Origin of the sequence: Psychrobacillus sp. FSL K6-2843 (assembly GCF_038626375.1) — a bacterium.
GTDB classification, from domain to species: Bacteria; Bacillota; Bacilli; order Bacillales_A; family Planococcaceae; genus Psychrobacillus; species Psychrobacillus faecigallinarum.
Map to the genome: position 1 here is coordinate 2,649,708 of NZ_CP152021.1, position 26,026 is coordinate 2,675,733.

Below are 26,026 nucleotides of genomic sequence, written 5' to 3' on the forward strand. Positions count from 1 at the left end.
ACATTTTGCTAAAAATAAAATCGTCATTCCCTATATCTTACCATGACAGTAAGGGGAATGACGATTCATATACTATTCTAAGTATCCTGAAAGAATATTAGCATAAGGTGAATCTGATGGAATAATAATCATTGTATCTTCACCAATGGTTTTCTTATAGGATTCTAATGTTCTGTATAACGAATAGAATTCAGGATCTTTAGAAAAGCTCGAGTTATAAATTCTCGCTGCCTCCGCATCACCTTCTGCTACAAGAAGTGCAGCTTCTTTTTTTGCAGCAGCCTGCATTTGAATAACTTTACTATCCGTTTCTGCTTCAATTCTCCTCTTGTCAGCATCACCAGTAGATAAAAACTTTTGAGCAACACTTTCACGATCGGAAATCATTTCGTTATAAACAGATTGCTCATTCTCTTCTGGCAAGTCTGTTCGTTTAATACGCACATCTACTACTTCAATACCATATTTATCTTTTGCTAGAAGTTCATTAACTTCTTGTGTTATTTGATCGTTAAGGCTTCCTCGAGATGAGTTTTCATCATTAATGATTTCGTTATAATTTAATTGACCAAGCTCTGAACGAACGACAGAATAGATGAATTCTTCCATACGTGAGCTTGCATTAACAATATTCCCTGCATTAGAAATCATATCTTTAGGATTAACTACTCTCCAAATTGCATAATTATCAATAATTATTCGACGTTTATCCATTGTATTTATTTCTGCCTCAGACAGATTATGATTCATTTGATATTTTGGAATGGTCGTTACACTTTGGACAAATGGGATTTTCATATGCAATCCTGGTGAATCCTTAATGCTTTTAATCTCACCAAACTGACGAATAACCTTATATTCCCCTTCTTTCACTACATAAATATTAGCAAGGGCAATTACTGCTATTACAAAGACTACTAAGATAGTAATAAAAGACTTAGTATGCTTTTTAAAATCGATTGGTGTCTTTTCTTTCTTTGGTTTATTCGGAACAGTCTTAAACTTAGATTCTAAATTTGCAAAAGGGTTGTTGTTATCTGACATTATTGTCCACTCCCTTCTTCTGTCTTCGATTCATTTGTTGTGGTAGCTGCAGGTGCATTTTGTTTAGAAGATTCTAGCGGTTGTAATGGTAAGTATTTCATCGTTCCACCATCATCATTCATAATATAAATTTTCGCGCCCGGTAAAACGGAATCTAATGTCTCCATTACTAATCGCTGTCTTGTTATCTCTTTGTTATTTTGATATTCAGCATAAAGCTTATCAAATAAGGCTACATCCCCTAAGGCCTGTTCTTTACGGGCTGTTTGGTAACCACGTGCTTCAGAGATAATTGCATCTACTTCTCCCTCTGCTACACTTATTTTTTCATTTTCATATTTTTCTGCTTGGTTTACCTTTGTATTTTTTGTTTCCTCCGCATCCGTTACTGCTGTGAAAGCTGCACGGACCTCTGCATTTGGAAGCTCTACATCTTGTAATTTTACCGTTAAGACAGTAATTCCTATATCATACTTTTTAATCAATGACCCTAGAAGCTCGTTTGTATCTGCTTCTATTTGAGCCTTCCCAGAAGTTAATGCATCATCAATTTTAGAATTCCCTATAACTGAACGAATGGATGCTGAGGTTGCATCATGCAACATTTCTTTTGGATTTTCGGAATTAAATAGGTACGATTTTGGATCGGTAATTTTGTATTGTACTACTAGGTCCGTCAATACGATATTGTCGTCACCTGTTATCATTTTTGTATCCTTGTCATATGAGGTTATTTCCCCACTCTCATCCTGCTTGTATCCAAACTGAAGGCTAAAGGTTTCTTTTGATAACTTTTCTACCTTCTGAATCGGCCAAGGAAGTTTAAATTTCAAACCAGACTCTGTTATTGGCTCACTCGCCTCACCAAACGTAATGACGATTGCCTGTTCTGATTCATCTACTGTATACCAAGAAGTAAATACTGCGGATAAAAGAATAATTCCAACTATAGAAACAGCGATAATGGTCAATAATCTTTTTGTACTCATATCTTTTCCCCTTTCTCTCTATATAATTCTTTTACGGAAAGAAAGGGTAGATGGTTTCAAAAATATAAATATTTAGATTTTTTATGCTACGTTAAAAGTTAAGGTTGATTTAAAAGTGCAATAAAAAATGAGCTGGAAAATGTATCTCCACGCTCATTAATTAATACTAAATAACCCGTTTGTCGGAAAAGTAATGTGTAGTTTTAAGATTTTCAGTCATTTTCTCGCTTAACCCTTTACAAGGACCTGCTCACTTAAGTCTGGTAGAAATCCTAATTCAGAGTTTAGGGATGGATAGTAGAACGCTATTTGTAATAATTTTAAAGTTGTAAATTGGCGATTTCCCTAGCGTTACCCCTTTTAGAAAAAATAAAAGCTTGTATTAATGTATGCAAGTGCAGTAGTTCCTATATTGGTGCAATTTTTAAGAGAATTAACCCACCACTTGTTGATAGTAGTGAATGAGGATCCTTTGCAGGTGAAGCTAAAAGAGGGTTTTATTTATAAAATATTAAATTTTTTCTTTATTGAAAAGGCATTTTGTTATTGTACTAACAAAGACATTTTAGCCTTTGATGGAGTTTCATATTTGACTTTAATATTCTTTTGCACAAAATTACCTCCCCCTACTCCATACAAGCCTCCATGATTACTCTTATAACTATACACTCGATATTCTTCCCCCTTTTTCAATGGGCGAATGGTTGTTAAAGTTCCATTGCTCTGTAATTTAACTAGATTAGTGTCTTGATGAATCGTCACCTTACCGATTTGACCTAATTTTAGTTCCGTTTTACCCCACATTACCTTTTGTGGTTTTACTTGTTTTTTTATAAATTCTGTTTTAAAGCTGTATGCCCCTCCACTTGATGGAGCACCGTCAGTTTCTACTTTAAAATAGTATGTACCCTTTGGAATATTTATTGATATTCCATCATTTTCAGTAACATTTTTAAATGTATTAACAGATATTTCATTTAAATAATTTAAATTTGTATCTAAAATGGATAAATAAGTTCCCATATACACTGAATTTAAGTTGATTGTTAGAATGCCCTCCTTTGGAACGATTACTTCATAAAAGTCCATATCATGACGATATTCAAACATACCTTCCACTTCTGTATCAAGTAGAATTTCTTGTGCTTCTTCAATAGAAGTATTCTGATCCTTATCAATCTCGGTTGTAGCAAAAGCGTGTCCACCCATCCATAATCCACCAAATATGATGCTTATTCCAAAAATAGTACTTATCAATCCCTTTTTCATACTAATTCCCCCTGTACATTATTTACTTCTTGACTACCACATATTTGCTTATAATATTTTTTAATTTTAACATAAATATCCAACAAAAAATCTATTTAAAAAATAGTTGGTAATTCCAAGTATTATAGGAGGATAGTTGGTAACCCATTCGTACTTGTTTAGTTTTATAAAGATAAACAAACAATTGCAAGTGCTAGTATTATAAAAACTACCTTCATATAGACATATTACCGTTTAAATGAAAACATAGCTGAAATATACTGTCCCCTGCTAGAAAAAAACATACCCTAAGTTTATTATTATATTAAGTTAGCAATAATCCTTTTAATATTACTATTTTAGGGGGTCAACAATCGCACATTATTAACGGAACTAAAACGGCAGGCTTTGAAAAAGCGAAATAGTTATAACTAATGCCGATAAAGATCCTGCGGACAGTAAGGTTAACATTTTTCGCCAATTTATCTCTTTTGAAGGTTTTGCAGCCTCTCGGGAAACCGCAATCCATATCACAAAAGAAACTATGGCTACAATGGCAATAACATCTTTAGACATATTTAATACCCCCTTGTATTATTCAGTTAAAATGACGCGTTTGTTGAACACAACTTAAACAACACTGTTCTACTAACCCATTGCTTAGCTCAATAAGAAAAAGTGCTTTACTCCTTCTTGAAGTAAAGCACACCGTTAGTTTATGTGCAATATTTCACTATCATTCTTTTGTATTAATAATTAAATGATTTTCAACTCTCGCTCTCTATAGACAGGAAGCTGATTATCATTCATACGGCAAAGGTTGAGTTCCATCGACATCAGTAAAGCCATATTTTCTCGCTAGTTCAGCCACCATTATTGTTTCTCCAGAAAACTTAGATACCGTGGTGTCTGATGCCAATGCGACAACCGCACGGCCTACATACGCCGTCGTTTCAGTTGTTCCATCCTCTGGTCCAAAACCCGAATCTATAACTCTTTCTGTTCTCATCCAACCTGGGCAAACAGCAACGGCTGAAACGTTGTAGTCCTTTAATTCCTTTGCCATTCCTAGTGTCATTCGATTGATAGCATTCATAGCTAAATCGTAATATAAATTACTTGAGATTGTGTCTTTGATAAAAAATGTAATATTTACAATTAACCCTTTATGGTGTTGGGCCATCAGAGGTACAGCGTATCGAGTAGTCAGCAAGTAAGCTTGAAGTCCAGCAACCATCATAGCATCCCAATGCTCCAGTGGTCGTTCCCAAAAATGCCGCCCATCAACTGATGGTAGAGAACTTTCGGATCCACCAAATACACTATTAACTAAAATATCAATGCGACCATGTTCCCTTTCAATTTGCTCAAATAAGTTCCTTACATCATTTTCACTTGTATGGTCACACTGTATTGCGATGCCTTTACCTCCTCTAGAAGTAACACCATCGGCAGTTTCTTCAATGGTTTCTGGTCGATTATCGGTTGTAGACCCCTTTACACTCCGTCCTGTCACATACACCGTCGCTCCTGAACTGCCTAGTTGAAAAGCAATGCCCCTACCCGCCCCACGGGATGCACCACTAACAACAGCAATTTTCCCTTGTAATGGTTTCATATTTTCCTAACTCCCTGCCCCTTTAGTTAAAAGTCATGTTAAAGTTTCCTTTTTAATAAATTCAACAAATTTATTAAGTAGTACATGAGTGAAATCATAAATGATAGAAGTATAACAATTATTGTACCGAATATATAGATTGCTGTTTCGGTAGCATCACCGCCATCAAACACATTTCCAAATAGAAAAAAGAAAATTACACTAACCATTAAAGTTAAGAAAAATATACTAATATACTTTGACATATTATCCCCCTCCACAATCCAACTTTACCGTAATAATCTAGACCTTTATTAAACTAAAATACCGTATTTGTTAAAGTGGGAATATGTATTTTGTGAATTTCATTTATCATTATTCAACTTATCTATTTCAAACCAGGTTCTTAACTGTTCATTAAAAAGCTGCTTCAAGCTCACTTCGTATTTTATTTCTTAATCAAACCACCAATAATATTAATCCTCACCCTAACAAAGGCACTATTATTATTGGTAAAGCTAGACTTATTAAGAATGTAATAAGCCAATCTCTTTTTTTGGTCGTCTTAAGTAGTATATTCAATACAGAACAAATACAAATACAAATACAAACTATAAATCCGAACAATATATTGATAAGTTCCATAAAATCCCCATATATTACCTTTTTCCGATTTTACCATAAATCCATTAAATAATTATTATAAAAGTTGTTCTAGTATATTTAATACTTTTTGTTTCAAGTAACTGTATTGTGTTTCATTGGTATCTAAATAAGCTTCTTCTCTGTTTGAGGGAGCGTCCATGTACTCTATTGCTCCCTTAAATTGACTGTCAGTAAAATCATAACGTTTGCCATTAATACTATTATAAAAATGCCAGCCGTCTAATAGCTTAGTTTTCAAAATTTCTCCACCCAATAAATCATGAACTACTAAAGTTGTTACACCACATTGACCTTTTGCTATATTCTCTTTACTCCATTTAGTACTCGATTCAATAGACCAGGAATTAGATAAAGCATATTTAATTTTTTCACACAGTTTTTCATCTAATTTTTTCATCAGTTTCACTCCTGTTCAATTTAAGACTCGTAGACGAATGCGATGGCTTATTGATCCCTCCATCATCCGACGAAAGCGGAAATCTGTCATTGATAACTTTATATAGTTAGATTCGCTCATATGACTTTTTCATTAATATTCAACAGATGATTGAAGCGACAGGCGGCGACTCCAGTGGGATGAGTGAGACAGATAAGACATCACATACGACGCGTAAGCGACGGTGATGGCTTATCGCTCACCCCACGGAAAGCGTCCGACGAAAGCGGAAATCTCTCATCTCTTGTTCTCACTCTTCCAGTAAATTATCTGTCATTGATAACTTTATATAGTTAAATTCGCTCATATGACTTTCTCATTAATACTAAACAGATGATTGAAGCGGAAGGCGGCGACTCCAGTGGGATGAATGAGACAGGTAAGACATCACAAACGACGCGCAAGCGACGGTGATGGCTTATCGCTCATCCCACGGAAAGCGTCCGACTAAAGCGGAAATCTCTCATCTCTCGTTCCTACTTTTTATGTATCTTGAATTAATTAGAATTATACTACACAATAAAAGGCCAGCAACTAGTGCTAGCCTTTTAAAGTATTTCGTTTGGAAAAGGGGTCTATATAAAATGTATCAAAGTATTGTAAATGGCGTGTGAATTTCTTGTAAAACTTAACTTACCATTTATTATTTTGATATTTTTTATAATAATTCACCTGACGGGCCATCAAATAGAACTTACGTTTCAAATTCTTGTCCCCTTTATAAAACAATGGGTTTCCCCACTTACCTTCACCTAATAGCAAACGAATTTCCTGTTGGATAGAAAGATTATCCACGAATTTCTTTAAAACTATTTTAGGAACTACTGTGAACAAGTAATGTTCATTTAGTAGGGTCAGCGGTTTTTCTTTATGGTAAATCACATCATCCACCATATATCGAGCCATGTTATGTCCGAGTGCAGTAACATAGTAGCTAGATCGACCTTGTCTAATATTAACTTCAAATACTTTATATTTGCCATCTCGCTCATCATATTTTAAATCGAAGTTAGCAAAACCGACATATCCAATCGCCTCAAGGAAGTGTTGAAGCTTTTTCATTAACTCTTCATCATAGCGAGTAATAAGTGCAGTATAGTTTCCAATCGCCGTAACCGTGTGCTCTTGTAAAACAACTTGAGCAAGTGTACTTAGCTGTGCATTGCCCTCCGAGCTAACATAAAACACAGAATCCCACATATATGTGTCATCTCCAGGAATATAATCCTGGATGATTAAGTCTTCCTCATAGCCACTTTCATTTACCTTGCGAATCACGTCATCTAATTCCTGCTGAGTTTCAACTCTATATACTTTTTGTTGACCTACAAATTTATGCTTATAATATTCAACCCCATTACTAGGCTTGATGATTAATGGGAAAAGGACATCTTCTGTAAATGGTTGTTTTTTAGCGCAAGAGTAAAAATACGTTTTAGGTGTATCTATACCATGCTCTTCACAGAGCTTATAAAAATTAGACTTTACTAAAAGGTTGTTCATTAAATCCTCGGGCATATAATTAAACACAAACATTTCTTTTAAAACATCTGCATTTTCAATGATCAAACGCACATAAAAATCATTTGTGCCTATTAATAATAATTTCTTATCGGCTGTTTTATATTTCTTTGCAACTTCAGTTAAAACGGACACGAATTCCGACTTGTCCCATAAGTTTGGGTGTATTTCTATATGACCTATAACACTACTCAATTTAGTGAAGGACATTTCTTCCTTCCCAACTAAAATTGGCTTGATACCGTATTCCTCGTGGAAGGAAATAGACATATTGTAAGCATTCATATCTGTCCCAATTATAATAGGGATAAAGGGTTGATTATTCATGATGACCTCCATTAACTATTCATGAGTGGAATGTACACAGTGAATGCTGTACCTTTTCCTACCTCACTTTCAACTTTTATCAAACCATGATGAGCTTCAACTATATGCTTGACGATTGCCAGACCTAATCCTGTACCACCAGAGTTGCGACTCCTAGCTCGATCTACACGATAAAAACGTTCAAAAATACGATCTATTTCTTCAGTTTTTATACCTATTCCTTGATCCTTAATCGTAAAGTAACCATATTTATGATCTTTACCAATAGTAATCGTGATAAAGGTATCCTCAGAAGAATAGGTAATTGCATTTGTTAATAAGTTCATCATGATTTGCATAATTCGATCGGAATCTCCTAGCACCTCTACCTTTTCATCCAAAGAGAGGGTCAATTCCATATTTTTTTCTTCTAATAAATGATTGGTCATTTCAATACTTTGAATGAGCACATCATAAAGTTTCACTTTATTTAACTTAATTTCGTATCCAACTTGCTCGACAGTTGATAAGTCCAGTAAATCATTAATAAGCATTTGTAGACGATTACTTTCCTTATAAATTATCTCTAAAAACGAAAGTAAGGTATCTTCCTTTTTATATGCACCGTATAAAAGTGTTTCAGAGAACCCTTTGATAGATGTTACAGGGGTTTTTAATTCGTGTGAAACATTAGCAACGAAGTCTTTTCTTACCTGTTCTAGCTTCACTAACTCCGTGACATCATGAATCACAACAACTATTCCTAGCCATCTTCCATGCTCCCCTATAACAGGCGCCCCATATGCTACCATATGATTAGTACTTAAATTTCGTTGCAGTGCAATTTGTTCTTTACTGAGCATTTCTGTCAAAAATAGCTTTTCTATAAAAGCTTCAACCTTTTCTGGCAAGCCAATTTTACGAAATTGTTTCCCATTTACCTGTTCAAAGCTAAGCTGGAGTTGATTGAGAAAGGAACGGTTAACAATACTAACTATCCCACTACGGTCGATCATTATTAGACCGCTCCCCATGTTTTCAATCAGTGTTTTCAGTCGTTCTTTTTCTGTTTCACGTATTATCGAAATATCCTGTAGGTTCCTTGCAAGAATATTGATTGATTTCGTTAATTTTGACATACCTGAACTGTTATCCTCGAAAGCTCTAATACGATAATTACCTCTTGCTAGCTCCATAGCTGTTTCAGTTAAATGTTCAACAGGCTGTGCATACCTCTTTAAGATATTAAAGCCGATAAGTAAAGCAATAAGAAATGCAATTATTAAAATTGTTGTCAACACTAACCATAAGGTACCCTGAAAAAAATTGACATTGTCTTCTAGCAATGAAGCATCAAGTATATCGACGACTTCTTGCCTTTGTTCTATAGAAAGCTGCGTACTACTTAGATAGTTTTCAATATCGTTTATTTTTCCATCAATGCTTGTACTCGTAGTACGTTCAATGAAAATAGGAAAGATTTGAGCAAGAGCTAGACCTATTCCAACTAGAATAAGTCCAATTAAAATAGAATAGGTACGAAATATTCTATTGTGAAAGCTCATACTTTTTTAGGCTCCTCAAATTTATATCCAAGACCTCTAATAGTTTTAATGTAAATCGGTTTTCGGCTGTTTTCTTCTATTTTATCTCTCAAATGACTAATGTGGACATCTACGATTCGAGTATCTCCAGCAAAATCATAATTCCAAACAGAGCTTAATAGCTGATCTCGGGTAAGCACTCTATTTTTGTTTTCGATTAAGTAAACAAGTAGTTCGAATTCCTTTGGAGTAAATTCCAACTGCTTATCATTCATGATCACTTCGAAGCGTTCAGGAAATACTTGCAGTCCACCAAATATATATCTTTCATCGGAATTTTTCTTTTGATGCTCTGACGTTAATACACTTCTGCGTATCATAGCCTTAACTCTAGCTGTAACCTCTCTAGGGCTAAAAGGTTTTGTCATATAGTCATCTGCACCTAGCTCTAGACCAAGCACCTTATCAAACTCTTCTCCTTTTGCTGTAAGCATTATAATCGGTGTCTGGATTTTTTTTAATCGTAGCTCCTTACACACTTCCATACCATCTAAACGCGGTAGCATCCAGTCCAACAAAATGACATCAGGCTGTTCTTCTATGGCAAGGTTTAAGCCTTCCTGCCCATCTGAAGCAGTTATAACATGAAAACCTGCTTCTTCCAAATTATATTTTAATAATGTTACGATTGAACTCTCATCATCTACAACTAATACTTTTTTCATTATTTTGGCCTCCATAGTCGATTTGAAACCCCCATTCCAAATCTGCAACTAAATAGGAAGTTATTATAGTTTTTCAGAAACGATAAGCAGGTGGTGTCACATGAAGAATACCATTCATCACTATTGCATTTTCCTCATTTTTTCCTTCTACTTCTATAATAATTTCATTTTTATGTACATTGACTTCTGTTATTACAAACGTAAAAGTTATTAAAGAATAATGATAGGTTGGTACAGGAAAATTTAACTCTTGCTTATTCACATGAGAACCCGGACCAGGAAGATACTTGGAAATGGCAGAAGTCACAATGCCAGTTAACATAATTGTTGGTACAATTGGTTTTTCAAATACTGTTTTAGAAGCAAAATCATGTTGAATATATAGAGGATTATTATCATTCGTCAATCCCAAATATAATAATAAATCCTTATCCTCCATCTTCTCGGTTATAGATAATTTTTCTCCTATAGACAAGTCTTCAATACTCTTTCCAATTTTATACGTTTTACCTAACAATTATTATTCATCCCCCTATATTTAGTCTAACTCTATCTTATCAATAACTCTTAGTTTTGCGCAATACACTGTACTGCCTACTTTAATAATCATAAGTAAAGTATGTAATTGATTTCCCTTAATGGACGTTTTGACGAGTTAAATGTTGCATATCTTATAGCCACAAAAACGAGCGAGAATTTAATCTCGCTCGTTTTTACTATGATTATTCACTTAAAATCTTCATGACAGCTTTTACAGTATCAGCAGATTTGTTTAACAAAGTCGTTTCTTCTTCTGTTAACTCCAACTCAATAATTTTTTCGATACCGCCTGCTCCAAGTACAGTTGGCACTCCAAGATATATTCCTTCCATTCCATACTCGCCCTCTAAATATGCGATAGAAGGAAGAACACGTTTTTGATCTTTTAAGATAGCCTCTGCCATTTCTACTAGGGAAGCAGCTGGTGCATAGTATGCAGAACCGTTTCCTAAAAGGTTAACAATTTCTGCGCCACCTTTACGAGTGCGATCTACAATCGCTTCTAAGCGCTCTGCATCGATTAGATTTTCCAAGGGAATACCTCCAGCATAGGAATATCTTACAAGAGGAACCATGTCATCTCCGTGGCCACCAAGTACAAAGCCGGTCACATCTTTAACAGATAGATTCAACTCCTGAGCAACAAAAGTTCGGAAACGTGCAGTATCAAGCACTCCTGATTGACCAATAACTCTTTCTTTAGGTAATCCTGATTCTTTGAAAACAGTATACGTCATTGCATCTACTGGGTTAGTTAACACTAGAACTGTTGTGTTAGGCGAATATTTAACAATCTCACCTGTAACACCTTTCATTACTTTTTGGTTTGTCTGAACTAAATCGTCACGGCTCATCCCTGGTTTACGTGCAATACCAGCTGTAATAATAACTAGATCTGAGTCTTTTGTATCCTCATAGTTGGAAGTTCCAATAATATTAGCGTCGAACCCTTGGACAGGGCCAGCTTCTGCCATATCCAACGCTTTTCCTTTAGTAGGGTTTTCAGCTTGAGGAATATCGACTAACACGATGTCTCCTAGTTCTTTTTGAGCTAGTAAAAATGCTGTAGTAGCTCCAGTGAATCCGGCACCAATAACTGAGATTTTATTACGTTTCATTGTCATGTCGTAACTCTCCTTTTGTCCAAATTAGAAAAGAGAGGATAGAATCCTCTCTCTTGTTAAACCAATTTTCATTACTACAGATTAAAGATTTTTAATCAATTCGTCAGCAAACTCCGAACATTTAACTTCTTTAGCACCATCCATTAGACGAGCAAAGTCATATGTTACAACTTTAGATTCAATTGTTTTTTCCATTGAGTCCATGATAAGTTTAGCGGCTTCGTTCCAGCCAAGGTGCTCAAGCATTAATACACCTGAAAGGATTACTGAAGATGGGTTAACTTTATCTAAACCTGCATATTTTGGAGCTGTACCATGAGTAGCTTCAAAAATAGCATGTCCAGTTACGTAGTTGATGTTAGCTCCTGGAGCGATACCAATACCACCAACTTGTGCAGCAAGTGCATCTGAGATATAATCCCCATTTAAGTTCATAGTTGCCACTACATCAAACTCTTTTGGACGAGTTAAAATTTGTTGTAAGAAGATATCAGCGATTGAATCTTTAACTAAGATTTTACCAGCTGCAAGTGCTTCAGATTGAGCTTTATCAGCTGCTTCAGTACCTTGTTCTTCTTTAATTTTGTCGTATTGGTTCCAAGTAAATACTTTGTCACCAAACTCTTGTTCAGCTACTTCATAGCCCCAGTTTTTGAAAGCTCCTTCAGTAAACTTCATGATGTTACCTTTGTGTACTAATGTTAAAGAAGTGCGACCTTCTTTAATGATGTAATTTAATGCAGCACGCACTAAACGTTTAGTACCTTCTTCAGAAATTGGTTTGATACCGATACCAGAAGTTTCTGGGAAACGGATGTTCTTAACACCAAACTCTGTTTGTAAGAAGTCGATTAGTTTCTTCGCATTGTCTGTACCTTTTGCATATTCGATACCAGCATAGATATCTTCTGTATTTTCACGGAAAATAACCATATCTGTATCTTCAGGACGTTTAACTGGAGATGGAACACCAGTGAAATAACGAACTGGGCGTAGGCAAGTATATAGATCTAGTTCTTGGCGAAGTGCCACATTTAATGAACGGATTCCTCCACCAATTGGTGTAGTTAAAGGACCTTTAATAGCGATTAGGTACTCATTGATAACATCTAAAGTTTCTTGAGGTAACCATTCACCAGTTTGGTCAAATGCTTTTTGTCCAGCAAGAACTTCTTTCCACTCAATTTTCTTTTCTCCGTTATAAGCTTTTTCTACTGCTGATTCTAATACACGTGAAGCTGCGGCCCAAATATCAGGACCAGTTCCGTCACCTTCAATAAATGGAATGATTGCTGTGTTTGGTACGTTAAGTACACCGTTTTCTACTGTAATTTTACCAGATGTCATGTATATTTCCTCCTACTATCATAATCATAGGGCCAATAACACAGGAGTGTTTAGCCCTAATCTTTTACAAACAATTAATATTATCGTTCTTCAATTGGAATATATTTTTGCATTCCTGGTCCAACATATTCTGCACGAGGACGAATTAATCGGTTGTCCGAATATTGCTCAAGAATATGAGCTACCCATCCAGAAACGCGTGAAACTGCAAAAATAGGTGTGAATAAATCATGGTCAATATTTAATGAATGGTATACAGATGCAGAATAGAAATCTACATTTGGTGGTAAGTTCTTTTGACCAGTAACGATTTCTTCAATACGTACTGACATATCATAAAGTTTAGATTCACCACGAAGTGTTGTAAGTTTTTGAGACATTTCACGTAAGTGTTTTGCACGTGGATCTCCTTTTCTATATACACGGTGACCAAAGCCCATAATTTTAACTTTGTTATCTAATTTATCTTGGATATAGCTATCAACGTTATCTAGAGTATCAATTTCAGTTAGCATTTTCATCACTTGCTCATTAGCTCCACCGTGAAGTGGCCCTTTAAGAGCTCCGATAGCTGAAACAACTCCTGAGTAGATATCAGACAAAGTTGCTACACAAACACGTGCAGTAAATGTAGAAGCATTTAACTCATGATCTGCATGAAGTACTAAAGCTTTGTTGAAAGCTTCAACTTCAATTTCTTCTGGCATTTCACCTGAAAGCATGTACAAGAAGTTAGCAGCATAGCCTAAATCTGTTTTAGGAGCTACCGGCTCTAATCCTTTACGTACACGAGAAAATGCAGTTACTAATGTAGACATTTTAGCTTGTAATTGAATAGCTTTTAGGTAGTTTGCTTCTTCGGACATATCCTCAGCAGCATCATCATATAATGCTAGCATAGATACAGCCGTTCTTAGTGCTGACATTGGGTGAACTTTATCAATTGGATAAGTCTTGAAATGATTCAAAACTTCTTGAGGAACTGCCATGTTATCAGCCAATTGTTGCTTTAATTCTGCTAGTTCAGAAGCATTTGGCAGACGTTTGTGCCAAAGTAGGTATACAACCTCTTCAAAACTTGCATTATTCGTTAAATCATCGATATCATAGCCGACGTATGTAAGTGTGTCATCTATAATAGAGCTAATCGATGACTGAGTCGCTACGATTCCTTCTAAACCACGAGTTGACGTCATTTGTTATCTCCCCTTCTACAGTAAAATTTATCCATCTACTTATCTCGTAATATGGAGATTTACCTGCATTTAATATGTACCTTCAAAATGCTTACTCTCGTATTATAATCAATTTTGGCTATTTTGTGAATGAAAACGCTTAAAATTATTAAAAAATAACTTTTCAATTAAATTATCCTAATAAAAGAATGGATGAAACTCGTTACTTTTCAAATGAACAAGAAAGATATTATATCTTACTGGATACCTATAGGAGTCATTCTGCTAATCCTTTTTATAGCGTACCCATTAACGTTATCTATTTTGTGTGGATACTTGCTTTTTCCAACATCTAATTTCTTTCATAAAAAACTTAAACTTCCAATTTTCATGAGTGTATTGTTAACAGAGATAATTATATTAAGTAGTTTTCTGTTGTTTGTATTCTTTATTTTCCAATCTTTAGTTACACTAATCCCGCTAATTCATGAACATCTTTTATACTTACCATTCGATGATTTACAAAATCATCCAATTTTTCTTATGTTTGAAGATAAGCTTCAAGAGTTGCTAGACACTATTTTAAATAATTTATTGATTAATCTAACGCATCTACCAACTTATATTTTCGAAATACTTCTCTTTAGCATCGGGCTTTTTTTTTCTTTATATGAGTCCACGAAGGACAGACTTTGGTTTCTAATCTATTTTCCAATAAAAACGAGAGATTTTTTTCATAAAACAGTGATTAAGTCTTCGGAAGTCGTTAATAGCTTTTTAGGTGTGGAAGTGAAGCTTTTACTTCTAACTTTTGTGCTACTTGCCACTGGCTTCAGTGTACTTGGCTTACATAACCCTATAAAAAATGCTTTTTTAATATCTTTAGTCGATAGCATACCATTTCTAGGGACAGGTATTATTTTAATACCTATGGCTATTTACTTCTTTTTACTGGATGCTAAACTGTTTGGCAGTATAATTTTATTGCTTTATATTTTTGTTCAGCTGACTAGACATATCGTAGATAATTTCCTTTGGTCGGCCTCCATGCAAATAAAAGCAGTTCATGTTTTTTTCTTAAGTGCAGCGGCAATATTAATTTTCGGCTTTATTGGCATCCTGTTTAGTCCCTTTATTTATTTAATCGCAAACAAATGGGGAGGTTCTATGAAGACTTCATCACGATAATTTGATTTTTTTTCATTTTCTTACGAATCCATCTATAAAAAAGAGGCTTAAATAATTTTCTTGTTGGTGAGAACAGCAGCAAAAAACCAAGGATATCTGATATAAACCCTGGAAGTACAACTAATATTGCTCCTAAAAAAATGCTGATTCCATTTATAGCTGATTCGCCTGGTGCTTGATAGTTTTTAACACTATCAGAAACCTCCCTGAATGCTTTCATACCTTGTCTTTTGGCTACAAAACCACCAATAACTCCAGTGGCAATGATCAATAGTAAGGTGTTAAATGCTCCAATGGACTTCCCAGCTAAAAGTAATATATATAACTCAATTGCAGGAACTACCACAAATAAGCCTATAATCCATTTCATACAGTCACCTTCCTCTCTATACTAATTATAAAACAAGTGCCCCACTTTATGTGAGGCACTTGCTTAGGTTTTAAATAATACTTGCTTGACCGTTATAAATAACTCCACTTTCAGCATCAAGCGTTAGTTCTTGACCATTTTCAATAAGTTTAGTCGCGTCGGCAACACCAACAACTACAGGGATTCCAAAACTTAAGCCAACCACAGCAGCATGGCTAGTTAAGCCGCCCTCTTCTGTGATTAATCCTCTACAATTTTCGATAGCAGGAACCATATCCTTATCAGAACCTATCGTTACGATAATACTTTCGCTCGTATCTTGGCCTTCTAGTTCTTTTGCATTTTGAACAACAATTGCTTTACCAAAGGCAGTTTTCTTACCAATACCTTGACCTTTAGCGACCATATCACCAATAACATGAACTTTCATTAAATTAGTAGTTCCAGCTTGTCCTACTGGAACACCAGCAGTGATAACAACTAGGTCACCATGAGTTACATAATGTTGCAGAATACTTTCTTCCACAGCAATCTCTAACACTTCATCTGTTGAGAAAGCTTTTTTACCAACAATAGGATAAACTCCCCATACTAGTGTAAGCATTCTAGAAGGTTTCACTGTTGAAGTTACAGCTATAATAGGAACCCCTGGTCTAAATTTAGAGATCATTTTAGCAGTATGCCCACTTTCTGTAGGAGCTATAACTGCCTTCACCTTTAAATTGATAGCAGTATGAGCAACTGCTTGGCCTATGGCATCCGTTAGGTTTACATCGCGAGCCTTACTCAACTTAGTAACATTCGCTCTATAATCTACTGCATTTTCTGTATGTCTTGCAATTTTGTCCATTGTTTGAACCGCCTCTAGTGGGTAAAGGCCTGCTGCAGTCTCACCAGAAAGCATGATGGCATCTGTTCCATCTAAAATCGCATTTGCTACGTCACTTGCTTCTGCACGAGTTGGTCTCGGGTTTCTTTGCATAGAGTCCAACATTTGAGTCGCTGTAATAACTGGTTTTCCTGCTTCATTACATTTTTGGATAAGAGATTTTTGAACTAAAGGAACTTCCTCAGCAGGAATTTCTACTCCAAGGTCTCCCCTTGCAACCATTAACCCATCAGATACTTCAATAATCTCATCAATATTATCTACGCCTTCTTGGTTTTCAATTTTAGGGATGATTTGAATGTGAGATCCATTGTTATTCTCTAATAATTCTCTGATTTCCAGTACATCTTTTGCTCTTCTAACAAAAGAAGCGGCGATGAAATCTACATCCTGCTCGATACCAAAAAGAATATCTTTTGCGTCTTTTTCTGTAATACCTGGTAATTGGACAGAGACACCTGGTACATTCACACCTTTATTGTTTTTCAATGTTCCAGCATTTTGAACATACGTATGAATGATTCCATTTTCCGAATCAATTCCCTGAACAACTAGCTCGATTAGCCCATCATCCAATAATATAATAGAGCCTTCCTGTACATCTTCTATTAACTTTTCGTAGGAAATAGAAAAACGCTCTGTGTTACCTAACACTTCCGTCATAGATATATCAATAGACTGACCAGTGACTAATTCGATGGCGTCACCTTCCATCTTATGAGTTCTAATTTCTGGACCTTTTGTATCCAATAATATCCCAACTATTTTGCCTAGCTTTTTAGATACTTTTTTGATGCGTTCGATTCTTCCGGCATGTTCTTCATGACTACCATGAGAAAAGTTTAAACGGGCAACGTTCATTCCTGCCTCAATTAATTTTTCTAAAGTTTCCTCTGATTCACTTGCGGGACCGATAGTACACACTATTTTAGTTTTTCTCATAATCTTATCCTTCCTATTGCTGAAATTATGTAGTCTGTTCAGATAGATAACTCTTTAGATAATTGATACATCTTTTGATCAAATACCTCTGTCTTTTCAAATGCTTCCGTCATATCATAGTCTACCACTTGATGATTTTGGATTCCAATTGCACGTCCTCCATGACCTGCCATTAAAACCTCAACGGCCTTCGCTCCAAATAAACTCGCAAGGACACGGTCTCTTCCCGTAGGAGAACCTCCACGTTGAATATGACCGAGAACAGAAACTCTCGTCTCAATATTAGCATGTTCCTTAAGTTTTAGAGCAAAATCTTGTCCACTCATGACTCCTTCTGCTACTACGATAATACTGTGTTTTTTCCCACGTGCAGTTCCGCTTTCTAAACGTTCCACTACTTCTTCTATTTTCATCTCTACTTCGGGCACAATTATAGTTTCTGCACCGCCCGCAAGCCCTGCCCATAAAGCTAAATCACCAGCATCTCTTCCCATAACTTCAATGATAAAAGTACGATCGTGAGAAGTTGCGGTATCTCGAATTTTATCTATACATTCAATGACTGTGTTAAGGGCAGTATCAAAACCTAATGTATAATCTGTGCCAGGAATATCATTATCAATTGTCCCTGGAATTCCGACACATGGGAAACCGTTCTTAGTCAAGGTCATCGAACCTCTATATGAGCCATCTCCTCCAATAATAACAAGGCCATCGATATTATTTGCCTTTAGCTGTTCAATAGCTTTTTTTTGTCCTTCCTCTGTACGAAATTCTGGACACCTAGCAGAATACAGTTTTGTTCCTCCACGTTGGATAATATCACCTACGGAGCCTAAATCAAGCTTTTCCATCTTCCCCTCGATCAATCCTTGGTATCCATGTAAAATACCAACAACTTCTACCCCTTCATAAATAGCTTTTCTTACTACCGCACGAATAGCAGCATTCATGCCCGGAGCATCTCCACCACTTGTCAATACACCTATACGCTTCACATTAATCCCTCCAACCTAGCTATATTTACTATAAGCTTAACACGAAATGCTTTCAAAAAAAATGCGTCTAGTTAGACGCATTTTCTTTATACTTACCAATTTGTTTAAATTTATTGTACCTTGCATCCACTAATTCAGTTGGAGATAGCTTCGAAAGTTCTCGAAGAGATTGAATAATAGCTTCCTTCATGTACTGAGCTTGTGTCTCTAAATCCTTGTGAGCACCACCATGTATTTCTTTTATGATTGTGTCAATGATGTTCATTTGTTTTAAATCCGGGGCAGTAATTTTCATAGCCTCTGCAGCCTGCTTGGAAAGTGAAGAATCTTTCCAAAGAATTGATGCTGCTCCCTCAGGAGATATAACTGAATACGTAGAGTTTTCAAGCATATGGATATGATTCGCAACGCCTAAAGCCAATGCTCCGCCGCTACCACCTTCACCAATAACGATGCTAATAACCGGCACTTTTAAACCAGCCATTTCTACTAAGTTTCTTGCAATGGCTTCACTTTGACCTCTTTCTTCTGCCGCCTTGCCTGGATAGGCACCTTTTGTATCAATAAGGCAAATGATAGGTCGATTAAATTTTTCCGCTTGCTTCATTAAACGTAAAGCTTTTCGATATCCTTCCGGATGGGGCATTCCAAAATTTCTTTTAATATTTTCTTTCGTATCATGGCCACGTTGGTGTCCAATAACTGTGATGGGATTCCCATTTAATAACGCAATGCCACCAATAATGGCCGCATCATCACCGTATGAGCGATCACCATGCAGCTCGATGAAATCCGTAAATATTTGCTGAATATAATCACTTGTAGTAGGTCGGCTTGGGTGACGAGCAACCTGTACTCTGTCCCAAGGCTCCATGTTCTCATAAATCTCTATTTCCAGCTTTCTAAGACGTTCTTCAAGATTTTCTATCTCAGTAGACATATCTACCTCTGCAGTCGCAGTATAATCTTTAATCTCTTCGATTTTACTTTTTAACTGAACAATTGGCTCCTCAAACGGAAGTACCTTTACCATGTGATAACCTCCTTCTGCACGTGTAGATTAACTAAATTCGCTACTGTATCTCTCATTTGCTTTCGATGGACTACTGCATCAAGCTGACCATGATCCATTAAAAATTCGGCAGTTTGGAAATCTTCCGGAAGCTTTTCTCTAACTGTTTGTTCAATTACTCTTCTTCCAGCAAAGCCTATCAAAGCTTTTGGTTCAGCCAAGTTTATATCTCCTACTGAAGCAAAGCTCGCTGAAACCCCCCCGGTAGTTGGATGAGTTAAGATAGATATATATAATAATCCATGATCACTATGTCTACGCAAAGCGACAGACGTCTTCGCCATTTGCATTAAGGATAGTACACCTTCCTGCATTCTTGCTCCACCACTTGCTGTGTAAATAATGAAAGGAACTTTTAGCTCTGTAGCTTTTTCAACAGCTCTTGTAATCTTTTCTCCTACCACTGACCCCATAGAGCCCATTCTAAAGTGAGAGTCCATCACAGCAACAACTATCGTTTGTCCTTGTAGCTTTCCGACACCGGTTAAGACAGCCTCGTTTAGTCCCGTCTTATTGGAATCTGATTTTACCTTTTCTGTGTAGCCTGGAAAATTTAAAGGGTTAACCGTTTCTAGATGGTCATCCATTGATACAAATGTGTCTTCATCTAGAAAAATTTCAATTCGTTCTTGAGCTGTCATTTTCATATGATGATCACAGGAAGGACAAACTTTTAGATTTTTCATCAAGTCCTTTGTAAACACATTCTTTCTACACTCAGGACATTTAACCATTATTCCTTCTGGAACATCATTTTTTGCCTTCTCCGATGGTATCGTGGCATATTTTCTTTTCTGATTCTTTCTAAATATATCTCGAATGCTCATTTAAACATCTCCCCTGTTTAGTAACAATAGCCAATCCTCAAAAAGAGAAATTCCTTTTTGCTCATCTCCTAGCTTTATACATTCTAGCAGTAGAGTCCATATTCCTTTCTCTTCTAAAGTCATGTAGCTACGATAAGGCTCTCCACCGTATTGTTTCAATAAAAACCATATTTTTAAGCCAAGGCGATTATTCGAAATGATTAAAATTTCTCTAATAATATCTTCCCTAAGCACTTCTTCCTTTAGTAACTTTTCGATAAATGCATCCCAAATTAATAGCTTATGAAGTTTATCCGAATGGCAGACCTGTCTGATAGCATCTTTTTCGAGCGATGCTCTAGTTGTGTGTACATCTTCCTTTGATTTGGATTCTGGCAAGATGAAAGTGGATAACAACTCAACTAATTGATGCTTTCGATAATCTGAAAGAAAGGTCCCTTCGCCTCTTCTCGTTTCTATTAAACCAAGTAGCTCTAGGCTTCTTAATGCTTCTCTTACTGAAGACCTACCAACTTGAAGCCTTTCTGCTAATTCTCGTTCAGATGGCAATTTACCACCTACAGGAATTTTTTCATCGTGGATTAACTGCCTCAACTGTTTTACAATTTCTGAAAACATTTTTCTAGAGTTATTATTTGAATCCATCCACCATCACTCTTCCATTAATTACAAAGTGGTCTGACCACTTATAAATAATAGGATACATAAATTTTTCTTAAACGTAAAGGAAAAATTGCATATGTAACAATGTACTGTCTATTTTTTATAAGAAAGTCATTTCTTCTGGAATTTTCTGAATTAGAAGCTATTCCAACTTTTTTTATAAATTTTGCTTAATTTGTGACGTATAAGTATTCAAGTTTTTAAGTTCATATCCTGCTTTGTAATTTTCCACATAAGTTTAGTAGCGTAACATTAAAAAATAATCATAAATGCTAGCTAATGATTCCCTTAAATAGAAAAGACAAAGATAATCGAGAGATTGTACTCTCATTATCTTTGTCGATAGTTTGTAATAATGCATACAGACTGTTGGTTCGTTTAGTAGAGTGTAATATTTTTAGCGATAACCTGAATTCTATTATTTCTGCTCTCTCTCTTGCCCTCCACTAAAATGATGGCTTGTTCTTTTAATATTGCATTAAACTTAGCGTATTCCTCCGGAAAAAGAGTTACTGAAATGTTTCCAGTGTCATCCTGAATTGTGACAAAGGCCATTGCCTCTCCTTTTTTAGTCCGAATTCTTCTAATTTCTTGTATCATTCCAATAGCATGTACAAAGGAGTCCTTAGAGGATTGCATTATATCCCATATATGCTGCACCTTGTCGTTTGTTTTTTTCTTGGAGACCGTAGGATGCTCTGAGAAATATTGGCCAAGTACTTCCTTCTCAAACTGAAGCTTTAGCATTACTGGTAATGGATCCGTTTTAATATATTTAGATTTGCCAAAAGGTGATGAGTCTCCTTCAAATAAATCTGTTTCCTCAGTAGGACTGACAAGCTCTGCATATTTTACTGCGGCATCAATAGTAGCCAATAATGTGGAACGCTCTACTCCGAAATCATCCAATGCTCCAGCCTTCACAAGTGGCTCTATATTTTTACGTGTAAAAAAAACGGCTGATAAATCAGTAGCTAAGTCAAAAATATCTTCCCACTTAGCAGATCTTCTTTGTCTTTGCTGTAGTAGCTTTTGGGTGAAAGGATAAGATATTCCCTTTACTGCCTGTAAGCCAAAACGAATACCATTTTGCTCCACCGTAAAGGTTGATTGACTTTTAAAAATTGATGGTGGTAATACCGAAATTTGCTTTTGCTTCATTTCTAGAACTAACTGATTGATCTTATCCTGATTGCCTATAGCAGTACTTAATAAAGCACCATAAAATTCTAAAGGGTAGTGGGCCTTTAAATAGGCCATTTGATAAGAGATTACACTATAAGCAACTGCGTGACTTTTAGGAAAGCCATAATCTGCAAAACGGACGATTAAATCATAAACAGAGGTGGCAGCCTGCTCTTGATGTCCAAGCTGTTTTGCCTTATGAACAAAGTGGCTGCGCTCCTTTTCCAATACTTCACGATTTTTTTTACTAACTGCCCTACGAAGCAAATCAGCTTCACCGAATGTAAAACCTGCCATTTGAGAGGCAATCTGCATAATTTGCTCTTGATAAACAATAATACCATATGTTTCTTTCAGTATTGGCTCTAAAACAGGGTGCTCATAAGTGACTGGCACATGCCCAAGCTTACGCTTAGCATACAGAGGAATACTTTCCATTGGGCCTGGACGGTATAAGGCATTCACTGCCACAATATCCTCAAATCTAGTTGGTTTAATTTGCTTTAGTGCACTCCTCATACCACTCGATTCCAATTGGAACACTCCTGTTGTATCTCCTTTTTGCAATAAGCGAAACGTTTGCTCATCATTGAACGGTATTTCCTTCAAAGAAAAGCTCTGTTTTTTATAATGAATGGAATTTAGGATTCGATCCATAATGGTCAAATTTCTTAAACCTAAAAAGTCCATTTTTAACAGACCCTTTTCCTCTACTTCCTTCATTGGCCATTGAGTAAGGTAGATATCCTCATGCCCTTTTTGTATAGGAACAATGTCCACAAGAGGAACTGGTGACAACACAACTCCAGCTGCATGCGTGGAAGCATTTCTAGGTAATCCTTCTAATTTCAATGCAACATCAAACCATTTTTTTCGTATATTTTCTGTTTGGATGAACTCACGTAATTTTGATGATTGATCATAAGCCTCTTTTAAGGTGATTCCTAGCTTTGAAGGGATAAACGAGGAGATTGCCTCTAATGTACTGGATTCAAAGCCAAACACTCTCGCTACTTCACGAGCAGCTGCTTTGGCGGATAACGTACCAAATGTAATAATTTGAGAAACATAGTTTTGACCATACTTTTCTGCTACATAGCGAACAACGTCCATTCTTTTCGAGTCAGCAAAGTCAATGTCAATATCAGGCATAGTAATACGTTCTGGGTTTAAAAAGCGTTCAAATAGAAGTCCATATGGAAGAGGATCTACATCCGTAATATACAATGTGTAAGCTACAAGAGAGCTGGCGGAGGAACCCCTTCCCGGTCCGGTTAGAATATTTGACTGCCTTGCAAATTTCATAAAATCTTGAACTATTAAGAAATAATCCTCATATTGCATTTGACTAATGACGTCTAACTCATAGTGTAGTCTTTCTGTGTAGTCATGGGTGTAATGAGGAATACGAGCTTTCAGTCCCTCCTCACATTGGAGAGTTAAGTAATCCTTAGCTGTAATCTCAGCCGGCAATGGATACTTCGGCATTATATGCTTCTTTTTATCAAAAACAACCATACATCGCTCTAGCATTAATTTTGTGTTCGACAGCCATTCAGGCACGTCTGTAAACCATTCCTGCCACTCCTCATGGGAAAGCAAATGAGAATCAGGCTGAGGTTTTTTCCTTTGAAAATCAGACATTTTTACGGACTGATCCATCGCATTTAAAACTTCAAAGGCAAAGGCATCATCCTTCTCAACATAGCGACATTCATGATAAGCAGTAAGCTTAATATTTTCCTCTCCACAGGTTTTTCTAATCGCTTTCTCTTCCTCTGTTTCAATGCCGCTCGGTCGTTCTACGCCAACAAACAAATAGGTTGGAGTAAATATAGATTTCAGTTCCTCAAGAGAATCCTTGGAAAATAACAAATCTGCTTTATAAACGGCTATGATTCCTTCTTTATAGGCATGAAGCCACTTTTTTGGAAGTAAATCTAGCTCTCTTGTTTCCATACCACTTGAAATTTTCAAGATATTCTCATAACCTTTGTTATTTTCCGCATATAGAACTATTGATACCGGACTGTAGTCTAACTGGACTTTTAAAGTTAGACCGATAACGGGTTGGATTTGATTTTTTATGAGCGTATGCCAAAAAGGCAACACACCATACAACTTGCTGTTTGTAATGGCTGCTACCTTTGTATTATTCTTTTTCAGCTTTTCAACGAGCTGCTCCAATTGAATTGTACTTTTCAGCATATCCGCTGATGTTACAATTTGGGGATATACTGTTTGCATTCAAACCACCTCAATTTACAGCTTTTTTTAAATCTTCTATTACCCGATCTGCTTCTTCCCATGAATAAGCGGTAGCACCCGCGGCTAAAGGATGTCCTCCTCCACCATACTTCTTCGCTACTTCATTGATAATCGGTCCCTTGGAACGTAATCGTACCCGAATTTCCTTCTCGTCCTCGATGAAAAATACCCAGCATTTCATACCTTTCACGTCTGACAAGGCACTTACCAATAAGGAAGCCTCAGATTCTGCTACTTGATATTTATTCAGCAACTCTTTTGTAAGTTTTATATGCCCTACACCATTTTCCATTTCGAAATTGGCATAGATATAACCTTTTAGCTGAAGCATGTTACTCTCTACCTCATACATTTCATTGAACAAAGTAGTTCGGTCAAACCCATAAGACAGAAGCTTACCAGCATAAAACATTGTTTGCTCGGTAGTGCTCTGGAACATAAATCGACCAGTATCGCCTACAATACCTGCGTATAACAATCGAGCAATAGAAGCATCTAACTCCCAACCCTTATATTCCTTCGCTTCTTCATAAAGCTCACAGATCATTTCACTTACAGAGCTAGCCTCTGTGTTTACCCATAATAGGTCTCCATAAGCATCCTCGTTAGGATGATGGTCTATCTTGATTAAAAAACTACCTAGTTTATAACGGCTATCATCGATTCTCTCTGTATTTGCAGTATCGGTCACAATAACTAGTGCATCCTTAAAATCCTCGTCTGAAACAGAATCTGGTTTTGCTAGAAAATCTAAAGTACTTTCATGAGTACCCGTTGCCCAAACTTTTTTGTCTGGATAATTTAATGCGATAAGTTCCTTTAAACCAATTTGAGAGCCATATGCATCCGGATCGGGTCTAACATGACGATGTATAATAATTTTGTCATAGCTTTCGATTGTGTCGATGATTTGTCTTTTCATTATTTTTCCTCCGTAGAGACGTAACTACTATTCGCCTTTTTTTAAATTTACCTATACAATAAAAGTAGCATTACTTTTATTGGAGGTACATTATGTTTATAAACGGTATATTAGTGTTAGGTATAATAGTCTCTTTTGTATGGTATTTTTATTTTAAAACAAAACAGCTTCGCGCAACACTTCCGATTCGCAAAAAATGGTATACTGCGAAAGCTTCCGTTTGTCTTGGAGCTTTTATTTTATTTTTTGGTATTAACTTTTTAGTGATTTATCAATCAGCCATCACTTATGTGGTTTCGATACTATTTATATTAATCGGCGGTTATTTTATGTACCATAATTATAAAGCAGCCAAACACTATGGTCAGTTTGTCCAAGAAGAACTTAATCTAAATCAATGATGCGGCATTATGCCGCATCATTTTTTTGTCCTTTACTAG

Annotated in this window: 24 protein-coding genes; 2 read left to right on the plus strand and 22 right to left on the minus strand. The window is 36.1% G+C overall.

Features of this window, described 5'->3' with window-relative positions; all coding sequences use genetic code 11:
* Window positions 1-72: 72 nt before the first annotated feature.
* From MKY94_RS13395 to citZ, 14 genes are all read right to left on the minus strand, one after another.
* A complete protein-coding gene (locus MKY94_RS13395; protein WP_144535434.1) occupies window positions 73-1,044 on the minus strand; it encodes a protease modulator HflC in 972 nt (323 codons plus the stop codon).
* Complete coding sequence (gene hflK, locus MKY94_RS13400; protein WP_340844596.1) at window positions 1,044-2,033, minus strand: FtsH protease activity modulator HflK; 990 nt, start codon at window positions 2,031-2,033, stop codon at window positions 1,044-1,046. The genes MKY94_RS13395 and hflK overlap by 1 nt, the downstream gene beginning before the upstream one ends.
* Before the next feature lie 543 nt (window positions 2,034-2,576).
* Window positions 2,577-3,302 (minus strand): hypothetical protein, encoded by a 726-nt coding sequence (locus MKY94_RS13405; RefSeq protein ID WP_144535430.1) that lies wholly within the window; start codon window positions 3,300-3,302, stop codon window positions 2,577-2,579.
* Window positions 3,303-3,674: 372 nt separating this feature from the next.
* Window positions 3,675-3,857, minus strand: coding sequence for a hypothetical protein (locus tag MKY94_RS13410; protein WP_144535429.1), 183 nt, complete (start codon window positions 3,855-3,857; stop codon window positions 3,675-3,677).
* A 226-nt stretch (window positions 3,858-4,083) separates the two neighbouring features.
* The gene (locus MKY94_RS13415; RefSeq protein ID WP_342577202.1) at window positions 4,084-4,899 is read right to left on the minus strand and encodes an SDR family NAD(P)-dependent oxidoreductase; all 816 of its coding nucleotides are present in this window, start codon (window positions 4,897-4,899) and stop codon (window positions 4,084-4,086) included.
* Window positions 4,900-4,937: 38 nt separating this feature from the next.
* Window positions 4,938-5,144 (minus strand): hypothetical protein, encoded by a 207-nt coding sequence (locus MKY94_RS13420; protein WP_144535425.1) that lies wholly within the window; start codon window positions 5,142-5,144, stop codon window positions 4,938-4,940.
* 434 nt (window positions 5,145-5,578) lie between these two features.
* Complete coding sequence (locus tag MKY94_RS13425; RefSeq protein ID WP_191696772.1) at window positions 5,579-5,941, minus strand: hypothetical protein; 363 nt, start codon at window positions 5,939-5,941, stop codon at window positions 5,579-5,581.
* Between the two features lie 672 nt (window positions 5,942-6,613).
* Window positions 6,614-7,828, minus strand: coding sequence for a carboxylate--amine ligase (locus MKY94_RS13430; protein WP_342577203.1), 1,215 nt, complete (start codon window positions 7,826-7,828; stop codon window positions 6,614-6,616).
* Window positions 7,829-7,839: 11 nt separating this feature from the next.
* The gene (locus MKY94_RS13435; protein ID WP_342577204.1) at window positions 7,840-9,372 is read right to left on the minus strand and encodes an ATP-binding protein; all 1,533 of its coding nucleotides are present in this window, start codon (window positions 9,370-9,372) and stop codon (window positions 7,840-7,842) included.
* Window positions 9,369-10,079, minus strand: a complete 711-nt coding sequence (locus MKY94_RS13440) for a response regulator transcription factor (RefSeq protein WP_144537110.1) — start codon at window positions 10,077-10,079, stop codon at window positions 9,369-9,371. The genes MKY94_RS13435 and MKY94_RS13440 overlap by 4 nt, the downstream gene beginning before the upstream one ends.
* A gap of 70 nt (window positions 10,080-10,149) precedes the next feature.
* Window positions 10,150-10,593, minus strand: a complete 444-nt coding sequence (locus tag MKY94_RS13445) for a MaoC/PaaZ C-terminal domain-containing protein (protein WP_225215933.1) — start codon at window positions 10,591-10,593, stop codon at window positions 10,150-10,152.
* Window positions 10,594-10,798: 205 nt separating this feature from the next.
* Window positions 10,799-11,740 carry a malate dehydrogenase gene (mdh, locus tag MKY94_RS13450; RefSeq protein ID WP_144535415.1) on the minus strand — a complete coding sequence of 314 codons (942 nt, stop codon included), beginning with the start codon at window positions 11,738-11,740 and terminating at the stop codon, window positions 10,799-10,801.
* An 81-nt stretch (window positions 11,741-11,821) separates the two neighbouring features.
* Window positions 11,822-13,087: an NADP-dependent isocitrate dehydrogenase gene (gene icd / locus MKY94_RS13455; protein ID WP_144535413.1), complete on the minus strand. Its 1,266-nt coding sequence runs from the start codon at window positions 13,085-13,087 to the stop codon at window positions 11,822-11,824.
* A gap of 80 nt (window positions 13,088-13,167) precedes the next feature.
* A complete protein-coding gene (gene citZ, locus MKY94_RS13460) occupies window positions 13,168-14,283 on the minus strand; it encodes a citrate synthase (RefSeq protein ID WP_144535411.1) in 1,116 nt (371 codons plus the stop codon).
* 213 nt (window positions 14,284-14,496) lie between these two features.
* Here citZ and MKY94_RS13465 point away from each other — a divergent pair, with 213 nt between their 5' ends.
* On the plus strand, window positions 14,497-15,450 hold the full coding sequence (locus tag MKY94_RS13465) for an AI-2E family transporter (protein WP_225215965.1): 954 nt from the start codon (window positions 14,497-14,499) through the stop codon (window positions 15,448-15,450).
* Here MKY94_RS13465 and MKY94_RS13470 read toward each other — a convergent pair.
* The 8 genes from MKY94_RS13470 to MKY94_RS13505 all read right to left on the minus strand — a co-directional run bounded on the left by MKY94_RS13470 (window position 15,428) and on the right by MKY94_RS13505 (window position 25,586).
* The gene (locus MKY94_RS13470; RefSeq protein WP_144535407.1) at window positions 15,428-15,820 is read right to left on the minus strand and encodes an FxsA family protein; all 393 of its coding nucleotides are present in this window, start codon (window positions 15,818-15,820) and stop codon (window positions 15,428-15,430) included. The two genes, MKY94_RS13465 and MKY94_RS13470, sit on opposite strands and share 23 nt — an antisense overlap.
* Before the next feature lie 70 nt (window positions 15,821-15,890).
* Window positions 15,891-17,651 (minus strand): pyruvate kinase, encoded by a 1,761-nt coding sequence (gene pyk, locus MKY94_RS13475; protein WP_151113551.1) that lies wholly within the window; start codon window positions 17,649-17,651, stop codon window positions 15,891-15,893.
* A 38-nt stretch (window positions 17,652-17,689) separates the two neighbouring features.
* Window positions 17,690-18,649 (minus strand): 6-phosphofructokinase, encoded by a 960-nt coding sequence (gene pfkA, locus MKY94_RS13480; protein ID WP_144535403.1) that lies wholly within the window; start codon window positions 18,647-18,649, stop codon window positions 17,690-17,692.
* Window positions 18,650-18,716: 67 nt separating this feature from the next.
* Window positions 18,717-19,682, minus strand: a complete 966-nt coding sequence (accA, locus tag MKY94_RS13485; protein WP_144535402.1) for an acetyl-CoA carboxylase carboxyl transferase subunit alpha — start codon at window positions 19,680-19,682, stop codon at window positions 18,717-18,719.
* Window positions 19,676-20,548 (minus strand): acetyl-CoA carboxylase, carboxyltransferase subunit beta, encoded by an 873-nt coding sequence (gene accD, locus MKY94_RS13490; protein WP_144535400.1) that lies wholly within the window; start codon window positions 20,546-20,548, stop codon window positions 19,676-19,678. Before accD ends, accA begins: the two co-directional genes overlap by 7 nt.
* Window positions 20,549-21,193, minus strand: coding sequence for a GntR family transcriptional regulator (locus MKY94_RS13495; RefSeq protein WP_154310399.1), 645 nt, complete (start codon window positions 21,191-21,193; stop codon window positions 20,549-20,551).
* A 396-nt stretch (window positions 21,194-21,589) separates the two neighbouring features.
* On the minus strand, window positions 21,590-24,643 hold the full coding sequence (gene dnaE, locus MKY94_RS13500; RefSeq protein WP_342577206.1) for a DNA polymerase III subunit alpha: 3,054 nt from the start codon (window positions 24,641-24,643) through the stop codon (window positions 21,590-21,592).
* A 10-nt stretch (window positions 24,644-24,653) separates the two neighbouring features.
* Window positions 24,654-25,586, minus strand: a complete 933-nt coding sequence (locus MKY94_RS13505; protein ID WP_342577207.1) for a bifunctional oligoribonuclease/PAP phosphatase NrnA — start codon at window positions 25,584-25,586, stop codon at window positions 24,654-24,656.
* A 92-nt stretch (window positions 25,587-25,678) separates the two neighbouring features.
* Here MKY94_RS13505 and MKY94_RS13510 point away from each other — a divergent pair, with 92 nt between their 5' ends.
* Complete coding sequence (locus MKY94_RS13510; protein WP_144535392.1) at window positions 25,679-25,987, plus strand: YtpI family protein; 309 nt, start codon at window positions 25,679-25,681, stop codon at window positions 25,985-25,987.
* The last annotated feature ends 39 nt before the right edge of the window (window positions 25,988-26,026 follow it).